Annotated in this window: 18 protein-coding genes; 12 read left to right on the forward strand and 6 right to left on the reverse strand. The window is 68.7% G+C overall.

Annotated features, from left to right (window positions below; all coding sequences use genetic code 11):
• Positions 1-28 precede the first annotated feature (28 nt).
• Positions 29-319 carry a hypothetical protein gene (locus tag CGLY_RS03730; RefSeq protein WP_038551223.1) on the reverse strand — a complete coding sequence of 97 codons (291 nt, stop codon included), beginning with the start codon at positions 317-319 and terminating at the stop codon, positions 29-31.
• Between the two features lie 68 nt (positions 320-387).
• Positions 388-1,407, reverse strand: a complete 1,020-nt coding sequence (gene moaA, locus CGLY_RS03735; RefSeq protein ID WP_038551225.1) for a GTP 3',8-cyclase MoaA — start codon at positions 1,405-1,407, stop codon at positions 388-390.
• Between the two features lie 242 nt (positions 1,408-1,649).
• Here moaA and modA point away from each other — a divergent pair, with 242 nt between their 5' ends.
• The 6 genes from modA to CGLY_RS03765 all read left to right on the forward strand — a co-directional run bounded on the left by modA (position 1,650) and on the right by CGLY_RS03765 (position 7,074).
• Positions 1,650-2,516, forward strand: a complete 867-nt coding sequence (modA, locus tag CGLY_RS03740) for a molybdate ABC transporter substrate-binding protein (RefSeq protein WP_038546355.1) — start codon at positions 1,650-1,652, stop codon at positions 2,514-2,516.
• Positions 2,506-3,309: a molybdate ABC transporter permease subunit gene (locus tag CGLY_RS03745; protein ID WP_038546358.1), complete on the forward strand. Its 804-nt coding sequence runs from the start codon at positions 2,506-2,508 to the stop codon at positions 3,307-3,309. The genes modA and CGLY_RS03745 overlap by 11 nt, the downstream gene beginning before the upstream one ends.
• 37 nt (positions 3,310-3,346) lie before the next feature.
• Entirely contained in the window at positions 3,347-4,594 is a 1,248-nt protein-coding gene (locus CGLY_RS03750; RefSeq protein ID WP_038546361.1) for a molybdopterin molybdotransferase MoeA, read from the forward strand.
• Between the two features lie 84 nt (positions 4,595-4,678).
• Complete coding sequence (locus CGLY_RS03755) at positions 4,679-5,569, forward strand: LysR family transcriptional regulator (protein ID WP_038546364.1); 891 nt, start codon at positions 4,679-4,681, stop codon at positions 5,567-5,569.
• The gene (locus CGLY_RS03760; protein WP_038546366.1) at positions 5,566-6,057 is read left to right on the forward strand and encodes an HPP family protein; all 492 of its coding nucleotides are present in this window, start codon (positions 5,566-5,568) and stop codon (positions 6,055-6,057) included. Before CGLY_RS03755 ends, CGLY_RS03760 begins: the two co-directional genes overlap by 4 nt.
• 147 nt (positions 6,058-6,204) lie before the next feature.
• Positions 6,205-7,074 (forward strand): formate/nitrite transporter family protein, encoded by an 870-nt coding sequence (locus tag CGLY_RS03765; RefSeq protein ID WP_052539620.1) that lies wholly within the window; start codon positions 6,205-6,207, stop codon positions 7,072-7,074.
• Between the two features lie 17 nt (positions 7,075-7,091).
• On the opposite strand, the gene CGLY_RS03770 is transcribed toward CGLY_RS03765, so the two are convergent.
• From CGLY_RS03770 to CGLY_RS03780, 3 genes are read right to left on the reverse strand one after another with little or no spacing between them, the layout of a single operon-like run.
• Positions 7,092-8,297, reverse strand: coding sequence for a molybdopterin molybdotransferase MoeA (locus CGLY_RS03770; protein WP_038546369.1), 1,206 nt, complete (start codon positions 8,295-8,297; stop codon positions 7,092-7,094).
• On the reverse strand, positions 8,294-8,917 hold the full coding sequence (gene mobA, locus CGLY_RS03775; protein ID WP_038546372.1) for a molybdenum cofactor guanylyltransferase: 624 nt from the start codon (positions 8,915-8,917) through the stop codon (positions 8,294-8,296). The genes CGLY_RS03770 and mobA overlap by 4 nt, the downstream gene beginning before the upstream one ends.
• Entirely contained in the window at positions 8,918-9,187 is a 270-nt protein-coding gene (locus tag CGLY_RS03780) for a MoaD/ThiS family protein (RefSeq protein WP_038546386.1), read from the reverse strand.
• A gap of 41 nt (positions 9,188-9,228) precedes the next feature.
• Between CGLY_RS03780 and moaC the strand changes: the two genes are divergently transcribed.
• The 6 genes from moaC (at position 9,229) to CGLY_RS03810 (ending at position 13,459) form a co-directional block, all read left to right on the forward strand.
• Complete coding sequence (gene moaC / locus CGLY_RS03785; RefSeq protein WP_038546389.1) at positions 9,229-9,723, forward strand: cyclic pyranopterin monophosphate synthase MoaC; 495 nt, start codon at positions 9,229-9,231, stop codon at positions 9,721-9,723.
• A complete protein-coding gene (locus CGLY_RS03790) occupies positions 9,720-10,208 on the forward strand; it encodes a MogA/MoaB family molybdenum cofactor biosynthesis protein (RefSeq protein ID WP_038546391.1) in 489 nt (162 codons plus the stop codon). Before moaC ends, CGLY_RS03790 begins: the two co-directional genes overlap by 4 nt.
• Positions 10,201-10,668: a molybdenum cofactor biosynthesis protein MoaE gene (locus CGLY_RS03795; RefSeq protein WP_038546394.1), complete on the forward strand. Its 468-nt coding sequence runs from the start codon at positions 10,201-10,203 to the stop codon at positions 10,666-10,668. Before CGLY_RS03790 ends, CGLY_RS03795 begins: the two co-directional genes overlap by 8 nt.
• On the forward strand, positions 10,665-11,753 hold the full coding sequence (locus CGLY_RS03800; RefSeq protein WP_227590368.1) for a ThiF family adenylyltransferase: 1,089 nt from the start codon (positions 10,665-10,667) through the stop codon (positions 11,751-11,753). Before CGLY_RS03795 ends, CGLY_RS03800 begins: the two co-directional genes overlap by 4 nt.
• Positions 11,735-12,397 carry a pyridoxamine 5'-phosphate oxidase family protein gene (locus CGLY_RS03805; protein WP_052539621.1) on the forward strand — a complete coding sequence of 221 codons (663 nt, stop codon included), beginning with the start codon at positions 11,735-11,737 and terminating at the stop codon, positions 12,395-12,397. Before CGLY_RS03800 ends, CGLY_RS03805 begins: the two co-directional genes overlap by 19 nt.
• A 126-nt stretch (positions 12,398-12,523) precedes the next feature.
• A complete protein-coding gene (locus tag CGLY_RS03810; protein WP_038546405.1) occupies positions 12,524-13,459 on the forward strand; it encodes a hypothetical protein in 936 nt (311 codons plus the stop codon).
• On the opposite strand, the gene fdhD is transcribed toward CGLY_RS03810, so the two are convergent.
• Positions 13,435-14,316 carry a formate dehydrogenase accessory sulfurtransferase FdhD gene (gene fdhD / locus CGLY_RS03815; RefSeq protein WP_038546408.1) on the reverse strand — a complete coding sequence of 294 codons (882 nt, stop codon included), beginning with the start codon at positions 14,314-14,316 and terminating at the stop codon, positions 13,435-13,437. The genes CGLY_RS03810 and fdhD overlap by 25 nt on opposite strands.
• Positions 14,317-14,321: the final 5 nt, after the last annotated feature.

A 14,321-nucleotide genomic window follows, 5' to 3' on the forward strand; every position in this document is an offset into this window, starting at 1 on the left:
CGGAGTGGGACGGCGTTTTCTGTGCTGGTCAAGACGGGTGTGCGAGCAGATGCTCAGCTGCCGCGGACAGTTCATTGCGGACCGCCGTAAGGTCCTCAGTTGACGCGGTGTCCAGCATCGTCACGATGGTCTGGTGGGCTTTCATCCGGTGTTCCCGGTCTTCGTCGTCCCATTCGCCGCTCACGTGCGCGGCGATCAGGTGTGCGTCGTCGTCCAGGAGGAGGGCAGCGTCCTGCGTCGTCGGTGCTGCGGTGGTCGTGGCGTCGATGTAGGTGCTGACGATGCCACGCAGTTGCGGGGGAATGGATTCGGAGGACATGGAGTCCAGTGTTGTGCTGTCGGTGGTGCGCCGCAACCCCGTGGACCCGGACCCGCCGTCACCCACCATCACCCGCCGATGGCGCTCATCGTGCGTTCCGGCTGGACGTATCCTTCGTCATTCAACGTGATCTCGTCCGACCCGTAGGCTCGGGGCTTGCCCCACATCGCCCGAGACCACTCCAGTGCCACGTCCTCGTCAGAGGCATTCCCGCGCAGCAGGCCCATCAGGTCGGTCTCCTCGTTCGAGAACAGGCAGCTGCGAATCTTGCCGTCCGCGGTGATGCGCGTGCGTGAGCATGCCGCACAGAATGATTCCGTCACCGAGGCGATGATTCCCACCGTGCCGAGCCTCGCGCCGTCGCGCCCGCAGACCTCCCACAGCTGTGCCGGGGCGGAACCTCGCGGTGCCGGGTCCTCGCGCAGGACGAACCGCTCGGACAGTGCCGACCGGATCTCCGCCCCGGAGACCAGGTTCTCCCGCGCCCACGACCGGTCGGCGTCCAACGGCATCTGTTCGATGAAACGCAGCTGGTAGCCGTGGTCCAGGCACCACTGCGCCAGATCGACCGCACCGTGGTCGTTGACCCCGCGCATCATCACCGCATTGACTTTCACCGGCTCCAGACCCGCGTCCTTCGCCGCCTTCAGCCCCGCCATCACCTGCGGGAGGCGGTCGCGCCGCGTCAGCGCGGTGAACGCCTCCCGGTCGACGGTGTCCAGGGAGACGTTCACCCGCGTCAGCCCGGCCTCCACCAGCTCGTCGATGCGCTTGTCCAGGCCGATGCCGTTCGTCGTGATCGAGATCGACACTTCCGGGTGCAGCGTGCGTACACCGCGGATGATGTCGGCCAGGTCCTTCCGTACCAACGGTTCGCCGCCGGTGAAGCGGATGTCCTTCACCCCGAGCACGCGCACACCGATGTCGGCGAGGCGGACGGCCTCGTCCGCGGTGAGCAGTTCGTCTTTCTTCAACCACGGCAGGCCCTCGGCCGGCATGCAGTAGGTGCAGCGCAGGTTGCACTTGTCGATCAGCGATATGCGCAGGTCGTCGGCGGTGCGTCCCCACCGGTCGGTGAGACGCAGCATGGTGGGCACAGTCGGCACAGTCGAAGCGGTCACCGGTTCACCTCCGTGGATTGACGTCGTTGCCTACCGGTCTACCCTGACACAGGGGGACGCCGCGAACCAGTGGCGTCCGGCAACTCCGAACGGCGGTCCGGCACAGCAGGTTGTCCCGGCGGTTCGTTCCGGGACGGCGGCGCCGGGTGGGGTAGTACGATTCCAGCGTAACTGTCATGTGCCTGCGTACCTTCTGAGAGCTGATCACCATGTCCGTCACCACCGGTCCCCACATCGGACGCCGCCGCCTCGGTGTCCTCCGGGCCTTCAGCGCTGCCGTCGCCGGCGCTGGCCTGCTGTTCGCCTCCGCGTGTTCCACCTCGGGTGAGTCCGACGAATCCGCCGACACCACCGACGGTGCCTCCGGCGGCACCGGAACGGTCGAGGTCTTCGCCGCGGCATCACTGAACAACGCCGGGGACGAGCTGGCAGAGGCCTTCGCCGAGGACAACGACGGCGCGGAGCTGGAGTTCAACTTCGCCGGTTCCTCCAAGCTGGTCCAGCAGATCGAGCAGGGTGCGGACGCCGATGTGTTCATCAGCGCCGATGAGGAGAACATGGACGCCGCCCTCGACCTGCCCGAGTTCGACGGTGCTGAACCGGAGGCCATCGCCACCAACCGTCTGGTGCTGGCGACCGCGCCGGGCAACCCGGCGGGCTTTGATTCCGTCGACGACCTGTCCACCACCGCCGACTTCCGTCTCGCCGTCTGCGCCGACGGTGTGCCCTGCGGCACCCTCGCCAACGACTATCTTGACGAGCGTGAGGACGGCGGCCACGGCCTCGGCCCGTCGACAGTCTCCGAGGAGGCGAATGTCTCCGACGTCTCCACGAAACTGGCCACCGGTGAGGCGGACGTCGGATTCATCTATTCCACGGACGCGAAGGCACTGCAGGAGAATTCCACCGACGGTGAGGTCGAGGTCTTCGACCTCGACGCTGTCGAACCCAACAAGTACCCCGCAGCCCTGACCACCGCGGGTGAGGACAATGACGCCGCCGCTGCCTTCCTCCAGTGGCTGACGTCCGACCGCGCCCGCGGCATCCTGGAGTCCTACGGCTTCGGTGCAGCGTAAACCCGTCACCGCTGTCCCCGCGGCCGTCGCGTGCATCGCGCTGGCCGCGGTTCTTCTGCTGGTCGGACCACTTCTCGCCCTGCTGCTGAACATCCCCTGGGACCGGGCGGTGGAACTGGTCACCGAGCCGGCGGCCGTGCAGTCGCTGACGCTGTCACTGAGCACCGCGGTGGCTGCCACCGTCCTGTGCATCGTCCTCGGCCTACCGTTGTCGATGTGGCTGGTGGAACTGATGCGCCGGCACCCCGGCAGGGGAGAAGCCGTCCAGCTGATCGTCTACGCGCCGCTGGTGCTCTCCCCGGTGGTCTCGGGCCTGGCCCTGGTGTTCTTTTGGGGACGCCGCGGCCTGCTCGGCAGTTGGCTCGAGAATGTCGGCGTCCACGTCGCCTACACCTCCCTTGCTGTGATCGTGGTGCAGGTGTTCGTCTCGCTGCCGTTCTTCGTGTCCACCACCGTCACCGCGCTGCGCGGTATCCCGGTGGCACTGTCCGAGGCTGCCGCGTTGGACGGCGCGTCCCGTTGGCAGACGGTCCGTCGCGTACTCGTCCCCGTCGCCTGGCCCGGCATCGCCGCCGGAACCGTGTTAAGTTTCGCCCGGGCACTGTCGGAGTACGGGGCGACGCTCACGTTCGCCGGTAACGTCGCCGGGGAGACCCGCACCATCCCGTTGCTCGTCGAACTCGGTCTCAGCGCCAATGACATGGACCGTGCTCTCGGTGCATGCATCATGCTCATCGGCATCTACGTGTTCGTCGTCGGAGGGATCGCCGTGGTGCGCCGGATGCAGAGGTAACTGAGGAAACAGAGGAAGCAGAGGAAGGGAGCCCACCGTGGCGTGTACACCTGAAGACCATCTTGCCGCTGTCCGCGCGCTGCTCGGGGAGCTGCCGGTCGAGCACGCCACGCCCGCCGACGCTGTGGGACGCCGCCTGGTGCAGGACGTCACGGCCGTCGAGGACTCTCCGCGCTTCGACAACTCCCAGATGGACGGCTATGCGCTCGGTGACGCGCACTTGGCCGGCGGCACCTTCCCTGTCGGCCCGACGATCCCTGCCGGGGCCGACCCCCGTGAGATCCTCGCCGGTCTGGCAGGGCCCGCGGCCGGGGTGGACGACCGGGTCATTCCGGTGATGACCGGCGCGCGCCTGCCTGCCAACACCGCCGCGGTCGTGCCGGTCGAGACATGTGAGCCGTCGGAGTTCCTCAACAGCGGCAACAGTGAACCGGCCACCGTCACCGTCCCCGCCGCACCGGCGGGGCAGTTCGTGCGCACCCGCGGCTCAGATATCCGCGCGGGGGCCGTCCTGCTGCCTGCCGGGCACCGCGTGAACCCGCGCACCGTCGGCGTCGCCGCGGCCCAGGGCATCACCGGACTTCCGGTGCGGCGTCGTGCACGCATCGTGGTGTGCACCGGCGGCGACGAGATCGGCAGCGCCGGAGACATCCCCGGTGCAGCATCCATCCGTGACGCCAACGGGCCGATGCTGGAGGCGCTGTGCACCGCCCACGGCATCACCGTCGCCGGAACGGTACGCACCAGTGACAACCCGGACGCCTTCCGTGCCTCGCTGGCCGACGCGGTCGATCGGGCACGTCCGGACGCGGTGGTGACCAGCGGTGGGATCAGCCACGGACGCTTCGAGGTGGTGCGCCAGGTGCTGCAGAGCGGTGCCGGTGTGGAGACAGGCTGGTTCGGCCACGTCGCCCAGCAACCCGGCGGGCCGCAGGGGTTGGCCCGCTTCCACGGTGTGCCCGTGGTGTGCCTGCCGGGGAATCCCGTGTCCACGGCGGTGAGCTTCCGGCTCTTCGCCGCTCCGGTCCTCGGGGAGGTGGACGCGACGGTCACCGGACGACTCACCGCGCCGGTGCAGGGCCTGGCCGGCCGCGACTGCTTCCTGCGGGCGAGGACGGAGGTCGGGGTTGACGACGGTGCCCACGGAGCCGTTGTCACCGTCACTCCCGTCGGCGGAACCGGATCGCACCTGCTGGCGCAGTCGGCGGAGGCGGACTGTCTGGCCCGCATCCCGGCGGGTGAGGACCTCGACCGGGGTGCCGTCGTGACCGTGTATCCGCTGTAGGTACCTTCCGTCCGGTGCGACCGGACACTTTATGAGTTTACGGACGGTGTGACCGGACACTCCCGGTCAGGTAGGGTCACAGCCATGCTGCTGTCCCAACTCGCCTACTTCGAGGCCCTCGCCCGGGAAGAACACTTCGGTCGCGCTGCAGAATCCTGCTACGTGTCCACGTCGACTCTGTCCGAGGCCATCCGCAAGCTCGAGGCCGAGGTAGGTTTCCCTCTGGTCAACCGGGGGAAGTCGACCTACCGTGGGTTGACCGGGGAGGGGCGGCTGGTCCTCGACTACGCCCGGCGCATCAACGCCGACCAACGCTCGCTGACCCAGGACCTCGCCTACCGGCGCGGTCACCTCGATGTCACCGTCCGCTTCGGGGCTATCCCGTCGGCCGCTGATCGCGCCGCGGAACTCCTCGGCCGGCTCGTCGACGCCAACCCGTCGGTCCGTGTCGACCTTGTCGCCGACCTCACCAGCGAAGATATCGTCTCCCGGGTGCTCAACCACGAACTCGACGCCGGGGTCATCCATCCTGGAGCCGCCCGCGGGCACACCCGCGTCGGACAGCAGGGCGCCGTCCGTCTCACCGCGCTGGGCTCCGTGCACTTCAGCGTCGTCGGACGACGTGCGACGATGGACCGCTTCGACGGCCACGTCACCGGAGCGGACCTCGAACACCTGCCCGTCGCACTGCTGGGGCGAAACATGCTGGCCCGGGAAGGCTTCGACCGTGCCATGGAGGATGTCGGAGCATCTGTGACCCCCGCCGTGGAGACCACCTCCGTCGGCTCGCTGCGTGCCTTGGCGGCGACGGGGAACTGGGTGGCGGTGGTCCCGTCCTCCGGCGCCGAGTCCGGCGACCTCGTCTCGCTGCCGTTGACTGCGCCGAAGGTCGACCTGGACGTAGCGCTGGTGAGGCTGGACACGCGTCCACGTTCGATGCTGATCGGTGCCCTTGACGAGGCTGCGCGCGCGTGAACGCACTGCACAGACTGTTCACTCCGGCGCAGCCGCGCATGCCGCTGGGTGGACTCGTCCTGTCCACCGTCGCCGTCGTCGTGGCGGTGGCACTGCTCAGCGGACTCAGTGAACTGTCCGGACACCCGTTCTTCATGGCGAGCCTCGGGGCCACCTGCGTCCTGCTGTTCATCCTGCCGGCGGCGCCGCTGTCGCAACCGCTGAACATCGTCGGTGGCTACCTCCTGTCGACGACGGTCGCCGTGGTCCTGTTTTCCTTCCTGCCGTCGGAGTGGTGGTCACTGGCACTGGCTACCGGTGCCGCGGCGATGTTGATGACCGGCCTGCGGATTCTTCATCCGCCCGCGGCGACGATGCCGATGCTGGTGACCACCGGCGGGGAGTCCTGGCACTACCTGCTTGAACCCGTATTTGTCGGTGCACTCGTCGTCGCGGTCCTGGGGATCCTCTACCGCACGGTGGTTGGTGACCGGATCTGGGGGAGGTGACAGTTTTCGCCGGACGTGCGTTCGGCGGTGTCGTCCGACGGGCTCCCGTCAGTCCAGTTCAGACGGTATTTCCGGTGTAGGTGCACCGTTCGGCTACGGCGAAAGTCTCTTCGCCGCCACCGGTGTCCCGGGGTAGCCTGACCCGACGTGACTCACGACACAGCGACTGAAGCAGCACCCCGTACCGCCACTTTCACCGGCGCCTTCAACACGGCCGCGGACGCCGCGGTGCGCAAGAAGGCCGGACTGTTTGACGACGACCACGCCCGCTACGCCGTACGCGCCGTCCTCGCCGGGGCCTACCTGACCCTCGGCACCGCCTTTGCCGCCGTGTGCGGTAACGCAGTCGAACACCTGGCCCCGGGACTGGGTCCTGTGGTCTTCGGCCTGTTGTTCTTCATCGGCCTGGCGATGATCCTCCAGCTCGGCGCGGAACTCGCCACCGGCACGATGATGTTCGCCGCCTTCGGTGCCGCCCGCGGCCACCTCAGCTGGGGGCGCGCAGCCTGGATGGTCATCGTCACGACGGTCTTCAACCTCATCGGCGCGGTCGCTGTCGCCGTCGTTCTCGGTCAGTCCGCGAAGCTCGGCGGCCTCGGGGCGGACCACCTGATCGCGAGCCTGGCCGACGGCAAGCTCACCAAGGATCCCTCCGGCATCTTCCTCGAGGCCGTCGTGGCGAACTTCGTGGTGAACATCGCCATCGTCGGCGGGCTGCTGATCAAGGACTACGCCGGCAAGTTCCTGTTCACCCACATGGTCATCGCGGTCTTCGTGGTGCTGGGCCTGGAGCACCTCATCGCCAACTTCTCCCTGTTCACCCTCGCCTTCTTCGGCCTGGGTGACGGCTTCGCCGCCGGCGCCGGGGTGCTTGACTCGCTGACCTGGTCCAATGTGCTGACGAACTGGGGGCTGGCGCTGGTCGGCAACGCGATCGGCGGCGGCCTGCTCATCGGTGGGGTCTACGCCTGGCTGAACCGGGGGACCACGCCGGGCGGGGAACTCTACCGGGACTAAGTTGATCCGATGGGTGGTCAGACCCTGATGTAGCGGACGGCGTCGCCGGGGGAGAGGCCGTCGGAGGGGACGATCATCAGCGCGTCGGCCACCGCATAGCCGCTGAGCATGTGGGAGTGCGCGCCGGGGACCGGGGCGAGTTCGCCGTCGTTCAACCGGGCAGGGAGCAGCCGTACCCGGTCACGACGCAGCGGGCCGACGGCATCCGTCGTGGTTCCGTGACGGATGTCCGTACCGTCCGTACCGTCTGCACCACCGCGTCCGGACAGCACCGCGACCGCCGGGGCGACGAAGGAATGCAGTGCGGCATGTGCGGCGAGAGGATTACCGGGGACCCCGAAGACCAGCTGGTCAGAGCGCCGGATGATCAACGTCGGATGCGCCGGCTGGCAGGCGACCTCGTCGGCGAGGACGTCGTCAGCGACGCGGGTGATGAATCGTCGGGCGAAGTCCTGCCCGGAACGGCCTGACCCGCCGGTCATGACGACCAGGTCGGCGTCCTGCACGTCCGGACGACGCAGCCAGTCCTCCACCGCCACCGGATCGTCCGGTACCCGGTCGGTGCAGACGACGTCCGCACCCCAGCGAGACAGCAGTGCAGGGAAGGAGACGCCGAAGGCGTCACGGACCTCACCCGGGGCGGGGACACCGTGGTCGATGACCTCATTGCCGGTGAACGCGCACGCCACCCGGGGCGGGGCGACGAGTTCGATCTCGTCGACTCCGCAGATTCCGAGCATCGCGCAGTGACCGGAGCCCAGCACCACCCCGGCATCAACGAGGGTCTCCCCACGCTCCCACTCCTGTCCGGCCGGACGGATGTCCCTGCCGTCGCCCGGGTAGTCGGCGGTGAGTGAAGATCCTGCCGTACTACTGTCCTCCGAACGCACCACCGCCGTCGTGCCGTCCGGCAGCAGCGACCCGGTGAGCACCGGCAGCGCCTGCCCCACGTCCAGCGCACCGCCGGTGTTGTGCACATTGCGTCCGTGTGCCCCGGTCACCGGCAGGGCGAGCAACTTCCACGGACCGGGGCCGTTCACCGCGAAGCCGTCCATCGCCGAGGATGTGTAGTGCGGTACGTCCCCCGGCGCGGTCACCGGGGCGGCGGTCACGTCCCCGGGGACGGGGGAGCGGCGCACGGTGCGATCCCGCGCGCCGGGCGTACGGCAGGCGTCGAGAACGCGGGCACGGGCCTCGTCCCAGGTCACCGGTGTGTGGGTCATGATGTCCTTCCGTAGCCGTGGGTCACGGCGTCGTCCCAGGTGTCGATGTCGGCGGCGGACGGCAGCGGCGTCTCCTGCAGATCCAGCCGACGCAGCAACGCCATGACGGGGGCATCAGTGAAGTCCCTGCCGTCGCCCGCTGCGCGCAGGGCGCCGAAGCGCACCACGCTGAACAGCGGCTGCATCCGGCCGTCGACGGTGCCGATACATCCGGCAGACCCCTCCCGCACAGATTCCAGCAGGACGTTGACCGACGCTGCGGGGTCCACCAGGTCGGCGGCGAGGAGGAGGACGGGGTCAGTGTCGCTGACCGTCCCGTGGCCGTGCAACGCCGCGACTCCCGCGGCGAGGGCCGCTGCAGGCCCCGCCAGGGGCGGGTCCTCTTGCGTCAGCAGAACGTCGACGGGCAGCCCCGGCAGGTCCCGGGGAGGCGCGACGACGACACGGCAGGCGCAGGACGCCGTGGCGTCGAGCACCCGGTCGATCAACCGTCGCCCGTCCAGGCCGGGGAGCAACGGCTTGCGGGGGACGTCCCGGAGCGCGTCGCCCGGTGCCGACGCCGCCAGACGCGAGCCGGCACCACCGGCGACGATGATCGCATGGACACTACTGTCCGCCATCTACCCTCCCGCGAACGGCGGCAGGACGTCGACGCGTCCGACCCCGGCCAACGAGGTCGCCGACGCGTCCGGCCGGGTGACTGTCCGCCCGTCGACGAGGAAACTGCACCGGTCGAAGATCCCGGCCAACGTCATCCCCCCGGCAGTGGAGTCCGTGTGACGCCTCCCGAGGTCATCGAGCAGGTCAGCGAGGGTGTCGTCGGCGGGGACCACCTCGTGCGCAGCACCGCGTGCGGCACGGGCGGCGGCGAAATATCGGATCTCAACCATGCGTCCCAGTGTAGCGGTGACGGCGGGTAACCTGGACGGTCATGGAAGACCATCTCACCCACGTCCGCGAGGACGGGTCGGCCCACATGGTCGACGTCACCGCGAAGAACGAGACGAGCCGTACCGCCGTCGCCACCGGGCGGGTCCGTACCAGGGAGGACGTGCTCGACATGATCTTCAGCGGGGATCTCCCCAAGGGGGACGCGCTGCCCGTCGCCCGCGTCGCCGGCATCATGGGGGCGAAGAAGACCCCCGAGATCATCCCGCTGTGCCACCCGCTGCCGCTGGGGAAGATCACCGTCGACTTCAGCCGGGAGGACGGGTCTGATTTCGGCGCCGTGCGCATCGAGGCGTCGGTGAAGACCCGCGGCGTCACCGGTGTGGAAATGGAGGCACTCACCGCAGTGACCAGTGCTGCGCTGACCGTCTACGACATGATCAAGGCCGTCGACAAGCACGCCGTCATCGACGACGTCCGTGTGCTCGCGAAGTCCGGCGGCAAGTCCGGTGACTGGGACATCCGGGAGGACGCGTGACAGTCCCCGCAACAGCGTCCGTGATCGTGGCGTCCACCCGCGCCGCCGCCGGCACCTACACCGACCGCACCGGCCCCGTGCTCGTCGACTGGCTGCGAGGGCGCGGTCTGGACGTGCGGGACGCCACCGTCGTCGCCGACGCCGACGTCGCCGGGCAGGTGGATCGCACGCTCGTCGACGAGCAACCGACGGTGCTGCTCACCACCGGGGGCACCGGGGTGAGCCCCACCGACCAGACCGTGGCCGCCGTCCGCCCGCACCTCACCCACGAACTGCCCGGCCTGGTCACCGCCCTGCAGCAGCGCGGGGTGGACGCCGGGGTGCCGACCGCGGTGCTCTCCGGCGGTGTCGCCGGTGTCGCCGGACGCACCTTCGTGATGACCCTGCCCGGGTCCCGCGGCGGGGTGGAGGACGGCATCGCCGTCCTCGACCCGGTGCTGGACCACCTGCTCGACCAGTTGGAAGGACGTACCGACCATGAGTGAGAACACCGGCGACCCCGGCTACGTCGCTGAGCAGACCGGCGTCGTCGTGCACACCGCCGTCTCCACCGAACCGCTGGAGGCGCACCTCGTCGACGCCAAGGACGCCACCGCCACCGATGCTATGGGTGCGGTCGTCACCTTCGAAGGCACCGTCCGCAACCACGACGGCGGCGCCGGCGTGACCGCACTGACCTACTCCCACCACCCGACCGCGCCGGATGTGCTGGCCCGCATCGCCGCTGACACCGTCGCCGAGTACCCCGACGTCCGGCTGTGGGCCGAGCACCGCACCGGTGAGCTGGCGATCGGCGACCTCGCTTTCCTCGTTGTCGTCGCCGCCGCGCACCGCGGGCCCGCCTTCGAGGCCGTCGCCGCCGTCGCCGACGCCGTGAAGTCGCAGGTGCCGATCTGGAAGGAACAGGAACTCACCGACGGGAGCACGGACTGGGTGGGACTGTGACGGACCTTTCCCGCTACCAGCGGCAGATCACCCTCGCCGGCTTCGGTCTGGACGCCCAGCAGACGCTCGCCGACGCCCATGTCGCCGTCCTCGGCGCCGGTGGCCTCGGCTCACCTGCGCTGCTGTACCTCGCCGCCGCCGGAGTCGGGGAGATCACCGTCATCGATGACGACCTGGTGTCGACGTCAAACCTGCACCGCCAGGTCATCCACACCGACGCCGCCGTGGGTTCATCGAAGACAGAGTCGGCGCGCCGGGAGATGCTGGCCCGCAACCCGGACGTGACGGTGCACGTCGCGTCGTCCCGCCTCACCGCAGACAACGCCGTCGCCCTGCTGCGCGGGGCGGACGTCGTCCTCGACGGCACCGACAACTTCGCCGCCCGTTATGCCTGCTCCCACGCATGTGCTGTGCTCGGCATCCCGCAGGTGTGGGCGTCGATCCTCGGGTTCGACGGGCAGCTCTCCGTCTTCGGAATGCCCGCCGGACCCGTCTACGAGGACGTCTTCCCGACGCCGCCACCGGCCGGTGCGGTGCCGTCCTGCTCGGCGGCGGGTGTGCTGGGGCCGGTCGTCGGTGTCGTCGGCACCGCGATGGCGTTGGAGGCGGTGAAGGTCGTCACCGGCGTCGGCAGCCCGCTGTGCGGGGAGATCGGCTACTTTGACGGACTGTCCGGACGCTGGGAGTACATCCCGGTCGCCGCTGACCCGGCCGTGGCCGATCGCATCCGGCAGGCGCCGACACCGGTGGCTGAGGAACTGGCCGTCGAGCCGTCGGACGAGAGCGCGCCAATGGTGCCGTCGCTCGAGGACGCCGTCCTCCTCGACGTCCGCGAACCCGAGGAATACGCCACCGTGCACATTCCCGGGGCGGTGAACGTGCCGCTGTCACGGCTGCGCGGCGCCGCGGCAGGGATTGCCGACGCCGCCAGACTTGCGGACGAGGCGACGACGTCCGGGCGTCCTCTCGTGGTCTACTGCGCCGCCGGGACACGCTCGGCGCAGGCCGTCGAGATCCTCGCCGACGCAGGCATCACCGGCGTGGACTACCCCGGCGGCATCAACGCATGGCTGGAGCGACAGTGAATGACGTGGACAGTTACGCCGACATCGTCTTCGACGACTTCGTCACCGCCCGTCAGGAGGCCGTCGGGGTCGGTAACCGCGTCGACGACTCCGGAGCGTCCGGCAGTGAGCTCGACCCGCGGGACGTGAAACTGATCCGGCAGGCGCGGATGTTCATGATGGCGACCGTCACCGGTACGGGCTGGCCGTATGTCCAGCACAAAGGCGGGCCCGCCGGCTTCGTGAAGGTGACCGCGACGTCCGACGGCTCGCAGCTGATGTTCCCCGACTTCGCGGGGAACCGTCAGTACGTCACCGCCGGTAACCTCGACCGGGACGACCGGGTGTGCCTGTTCTTCGTCGATTTCGCCACGCGGTCGCGCGTGAAGGTCTTCGGGCATGTACGCACCGTCGACGCGTCCGACGACCCTGATCTCGTCACACAAGTGCGCGACCTGGGGGACCGACGCATCACTGCGGCGGTGGAGCGTGTCGTCGTAGTGGACGTCGTCGCGTCCGACGCCAACTGTTCCAAGCAGATCACGCCGCGCTGGACCCGGGAGGAGGTCGACGAGCGGATCGACCTGTACCGGAAGGACATCGCGGCGCTGAAGGACGAACTCGCCGCGGCTCGGGCCGAGATTGCGGAGCTGACGGGCCGCTGACCAGGTGGGGTGTGGCTCAGGTGCCGAATACTGTCGTCACAGCCCCGCCGGCGTGACCATCTTTGACACCTGAGTCACACTGGTGCCGCTAGAGTAGGGGCGAGGGGACGATAACAGGGGAATATCATGGGGGAGTACGCCGACCAGGCCATCTGGACCACCGCCGAACTCCGGGCGGCCGGCCACACACACAGGGACCTCGGCCGAGCCGTGTCCCAGCAGAAGTTGTTCAAGGTGACCCGCGGACACTACGTATCGAAGAATGACGCGGGAGTCGTGCTGATGGCGTTCACGAAGGCCTACCCGGGCATCATCTTCACCGGCCGCACCGCCGCATTCCTCTACGGGGCAGTTCCGATGGCGTGGCCGGCGACAGCGGAGCACTCCACGTCCCGCACGGCTAGTCCCCATCTGGAGCTTCGGCGGCGGGCGGCACGCCCCACCCGGCAGGTCGACTGGCTGCAGGTCGCCGTCCCCGCGAAGGTGGCGGTCGACCTCATTGCGACGGACGAAGCCGCCGCGCTCCGCGTCCTTGAGAGGGGATATACCGGATTCACGGGGACGCGGCGCCTGGAGGAAGACCTCGCAGGCCTCACCCGCGGCGAGCGCAAGCGACTCAACCCCGTACTACCCAAAGCTGTACTCGGAACAGCAAGTGAGCTGGAAAGAACTGCAGTGACCATCATCAGGCGGGCACTGGCGAAGGAAGTCGAGGAAGGGGTGGTCACCGTCGAGACGAACACGCTTTTCAGAGGCTACTGGTTCGACGTGATGATCAGGGAGGCCCGCCTCCTCATCGAGATCGACAGTTACGCCTTCCACGGCGAAGGGAGGGCAAGAAGATCCGCCTTCATCAGGGACCGGCATAAAGGTAACCAGGTCACCAGGTGGAACTGGCTGTTGTTACGCTACCCTGACCATGCGGTGACGAACATGCCGGGCTATGTGGGAGGTGAAGTGGCGGACACTGTGCGGTTCGTGCTTGACCATGACCGGCGCCGTCGTGAGAACGAAGCGCTTGACACTGACCGGCCAGTTCAGGTGTCCAGCTCCCCGGCGTAGAGGTTGAACCGGTCGTCCCGGGTGAAGCCGGTGAGAAGCAGGCCCGCTTCCCTCGCCGTCTTCACCGCCAACGACGTTGCGGCCGACACGGCGATGAGCCCGGAGAAACCGGCGAGAACGGCCTTCTGCACCAGCTCGAAGGACGCACGACTGCTGACCACCAGGTAGACGGGGGCGTCGGGGCTGTCTCCCCGCATCCGGACGTCGCCAGGCAGCCGGTCCTCCATGAGCAGGGCGCCGATGACCTTGTCGACGGCATTGTGACGTCCGACGTCCTCCCTGATGAGCAGGGGATGCCCGTCGGCGGTGAAGGCTCCGGCGGCGTGGATGCCTCCGGTCTTGCGGAAGGCCTTCTGCCCCTCGGACAGGCGCTGCGGCATGGACACGACCAGCTCTGCAGCCGGGTGTTCCGGGGTCAGCGTGTAGCGCTTCTCCTTCACCAGGTCGTCGATGCTGGTCGTGCCGCACACGCCGCACGCGGAGTTGGTGGTGGCGATATTCCGGATCGGCAGCAACGGCAGCTCCGGCGCCGGGGCCGGCCGCAGCGCGATGTCCAGTGTGTTGTACGTGTTCGCGTTGTCCGGGCCGACGGCGCCGGCGCAGTAACGTGCGGTGACCACGTCATCCACCGAGGTGATCACCCCTTCGGCATGGAGCAGGCCGTGGGCGAGCTCGACGTCGTGGCCGGGGGTGCGCATCGTGGTGGTCAGGTCGGTGCCGTCCACACTGATCTGCAGCGGCTCCTCGACGGCGAGCGTGTCGGCGCGGGTGTCGAGTTCGTATTCGTCACCGCCACCATCGCGTCCGGAGCCGATCCGGACTTTCGTGACGCGTGCGTTGTCGGTCAACCTACCCATGTAAC

This window comes from Corynebacterium glyciniphilum AJ 3170 (assembly GCF_000626675.1).
Lineage (GTDB): Bacteria > Actinomycetota > Actinomycetes > Mycobacteriales > Mycobacteriaceae > Corynebacterium > Corynebacterium glyciniphilum.

Coding starts and splice junctions, on each gene's coding strand:
- CGLY_RS03755 (WP_038546364.1), top strand. CDS start 4,679: ATGCTGCTGTCCCAACTCGCCTACTTCGAGGCCCTCGCCCGGGAAGAA.
- CGLY_RS03810 (WP_038546405.1), top strand. CDS start 12,524: ATGGGGGAGTACGCCGACCAGGCCATCTGGACCACCGCCGAACTCCGG.
- mobA (WP_038546372.1), bottom strand. CDS start 8,917: ATGGCGGACAGTAGTGTCCATGCGATCATCGTCGCCGGTGGTGCCGGC.
- moaA (WP_038551225.1), bottom strand. CDS start 1,407: ATGCTGCGTCTCACCGACCGGTGGGGACGCACCGCCGACGACCTGCGC.
- modA (WP_038546355.1), top strand. CDS start 1,650: ATGTCCGTCACCACCGGTCCCCACATCGGACGCCGCCGCCTCGGTGTC.
- CGLY_RS03780 (WP_038546386.1), bottom strand. CDS start 9,187: ATGGTTGAGATCCGATATTTCGCCGCCGCCCGTGCCGCACGCGGTGCT.
- CGLY_RS03795 (WP_038546394.1), top strand. CDS start 10,201: ATGAGTGAGAACACCGGCGACCCCGGCTACGTCGCTGAGCAGACCGGC.
- CGLY_RS03770 (WP_038546369.1), bottom strand. CDS start 8,297: ATGACCCACACACCGGTGACCTGGGACGAGGCCCGTGCCCGCGTTCTC.
- CGLY_RS03805 (WP_052539621.1), top strand. CDS start 11,735: ATGGCTGGAGCGACAGTGAATGACGTGGACAGTTACGCCGACATCGTC.
- moaC (WP_038546389.1), top strand. CDS start 9,229: ATGGAAGACCATCTCACCCACGTCCGCGAGGACGGGTCGGCCCACATG.
- fdhD (WP_038546408.1), bottom strand. CDS start 14,316: ATGGGTAGGTTGACCGACAACGCACGCGTCACGAAAGTCCGGATCGGC.
- CGLY_RS03730 (WP_038551223.1), bottom strand. CDS start 319: ATGTCCTCCGAATCCATTCCCCCGCAACTGCGTGGCATCGTCAGCACC.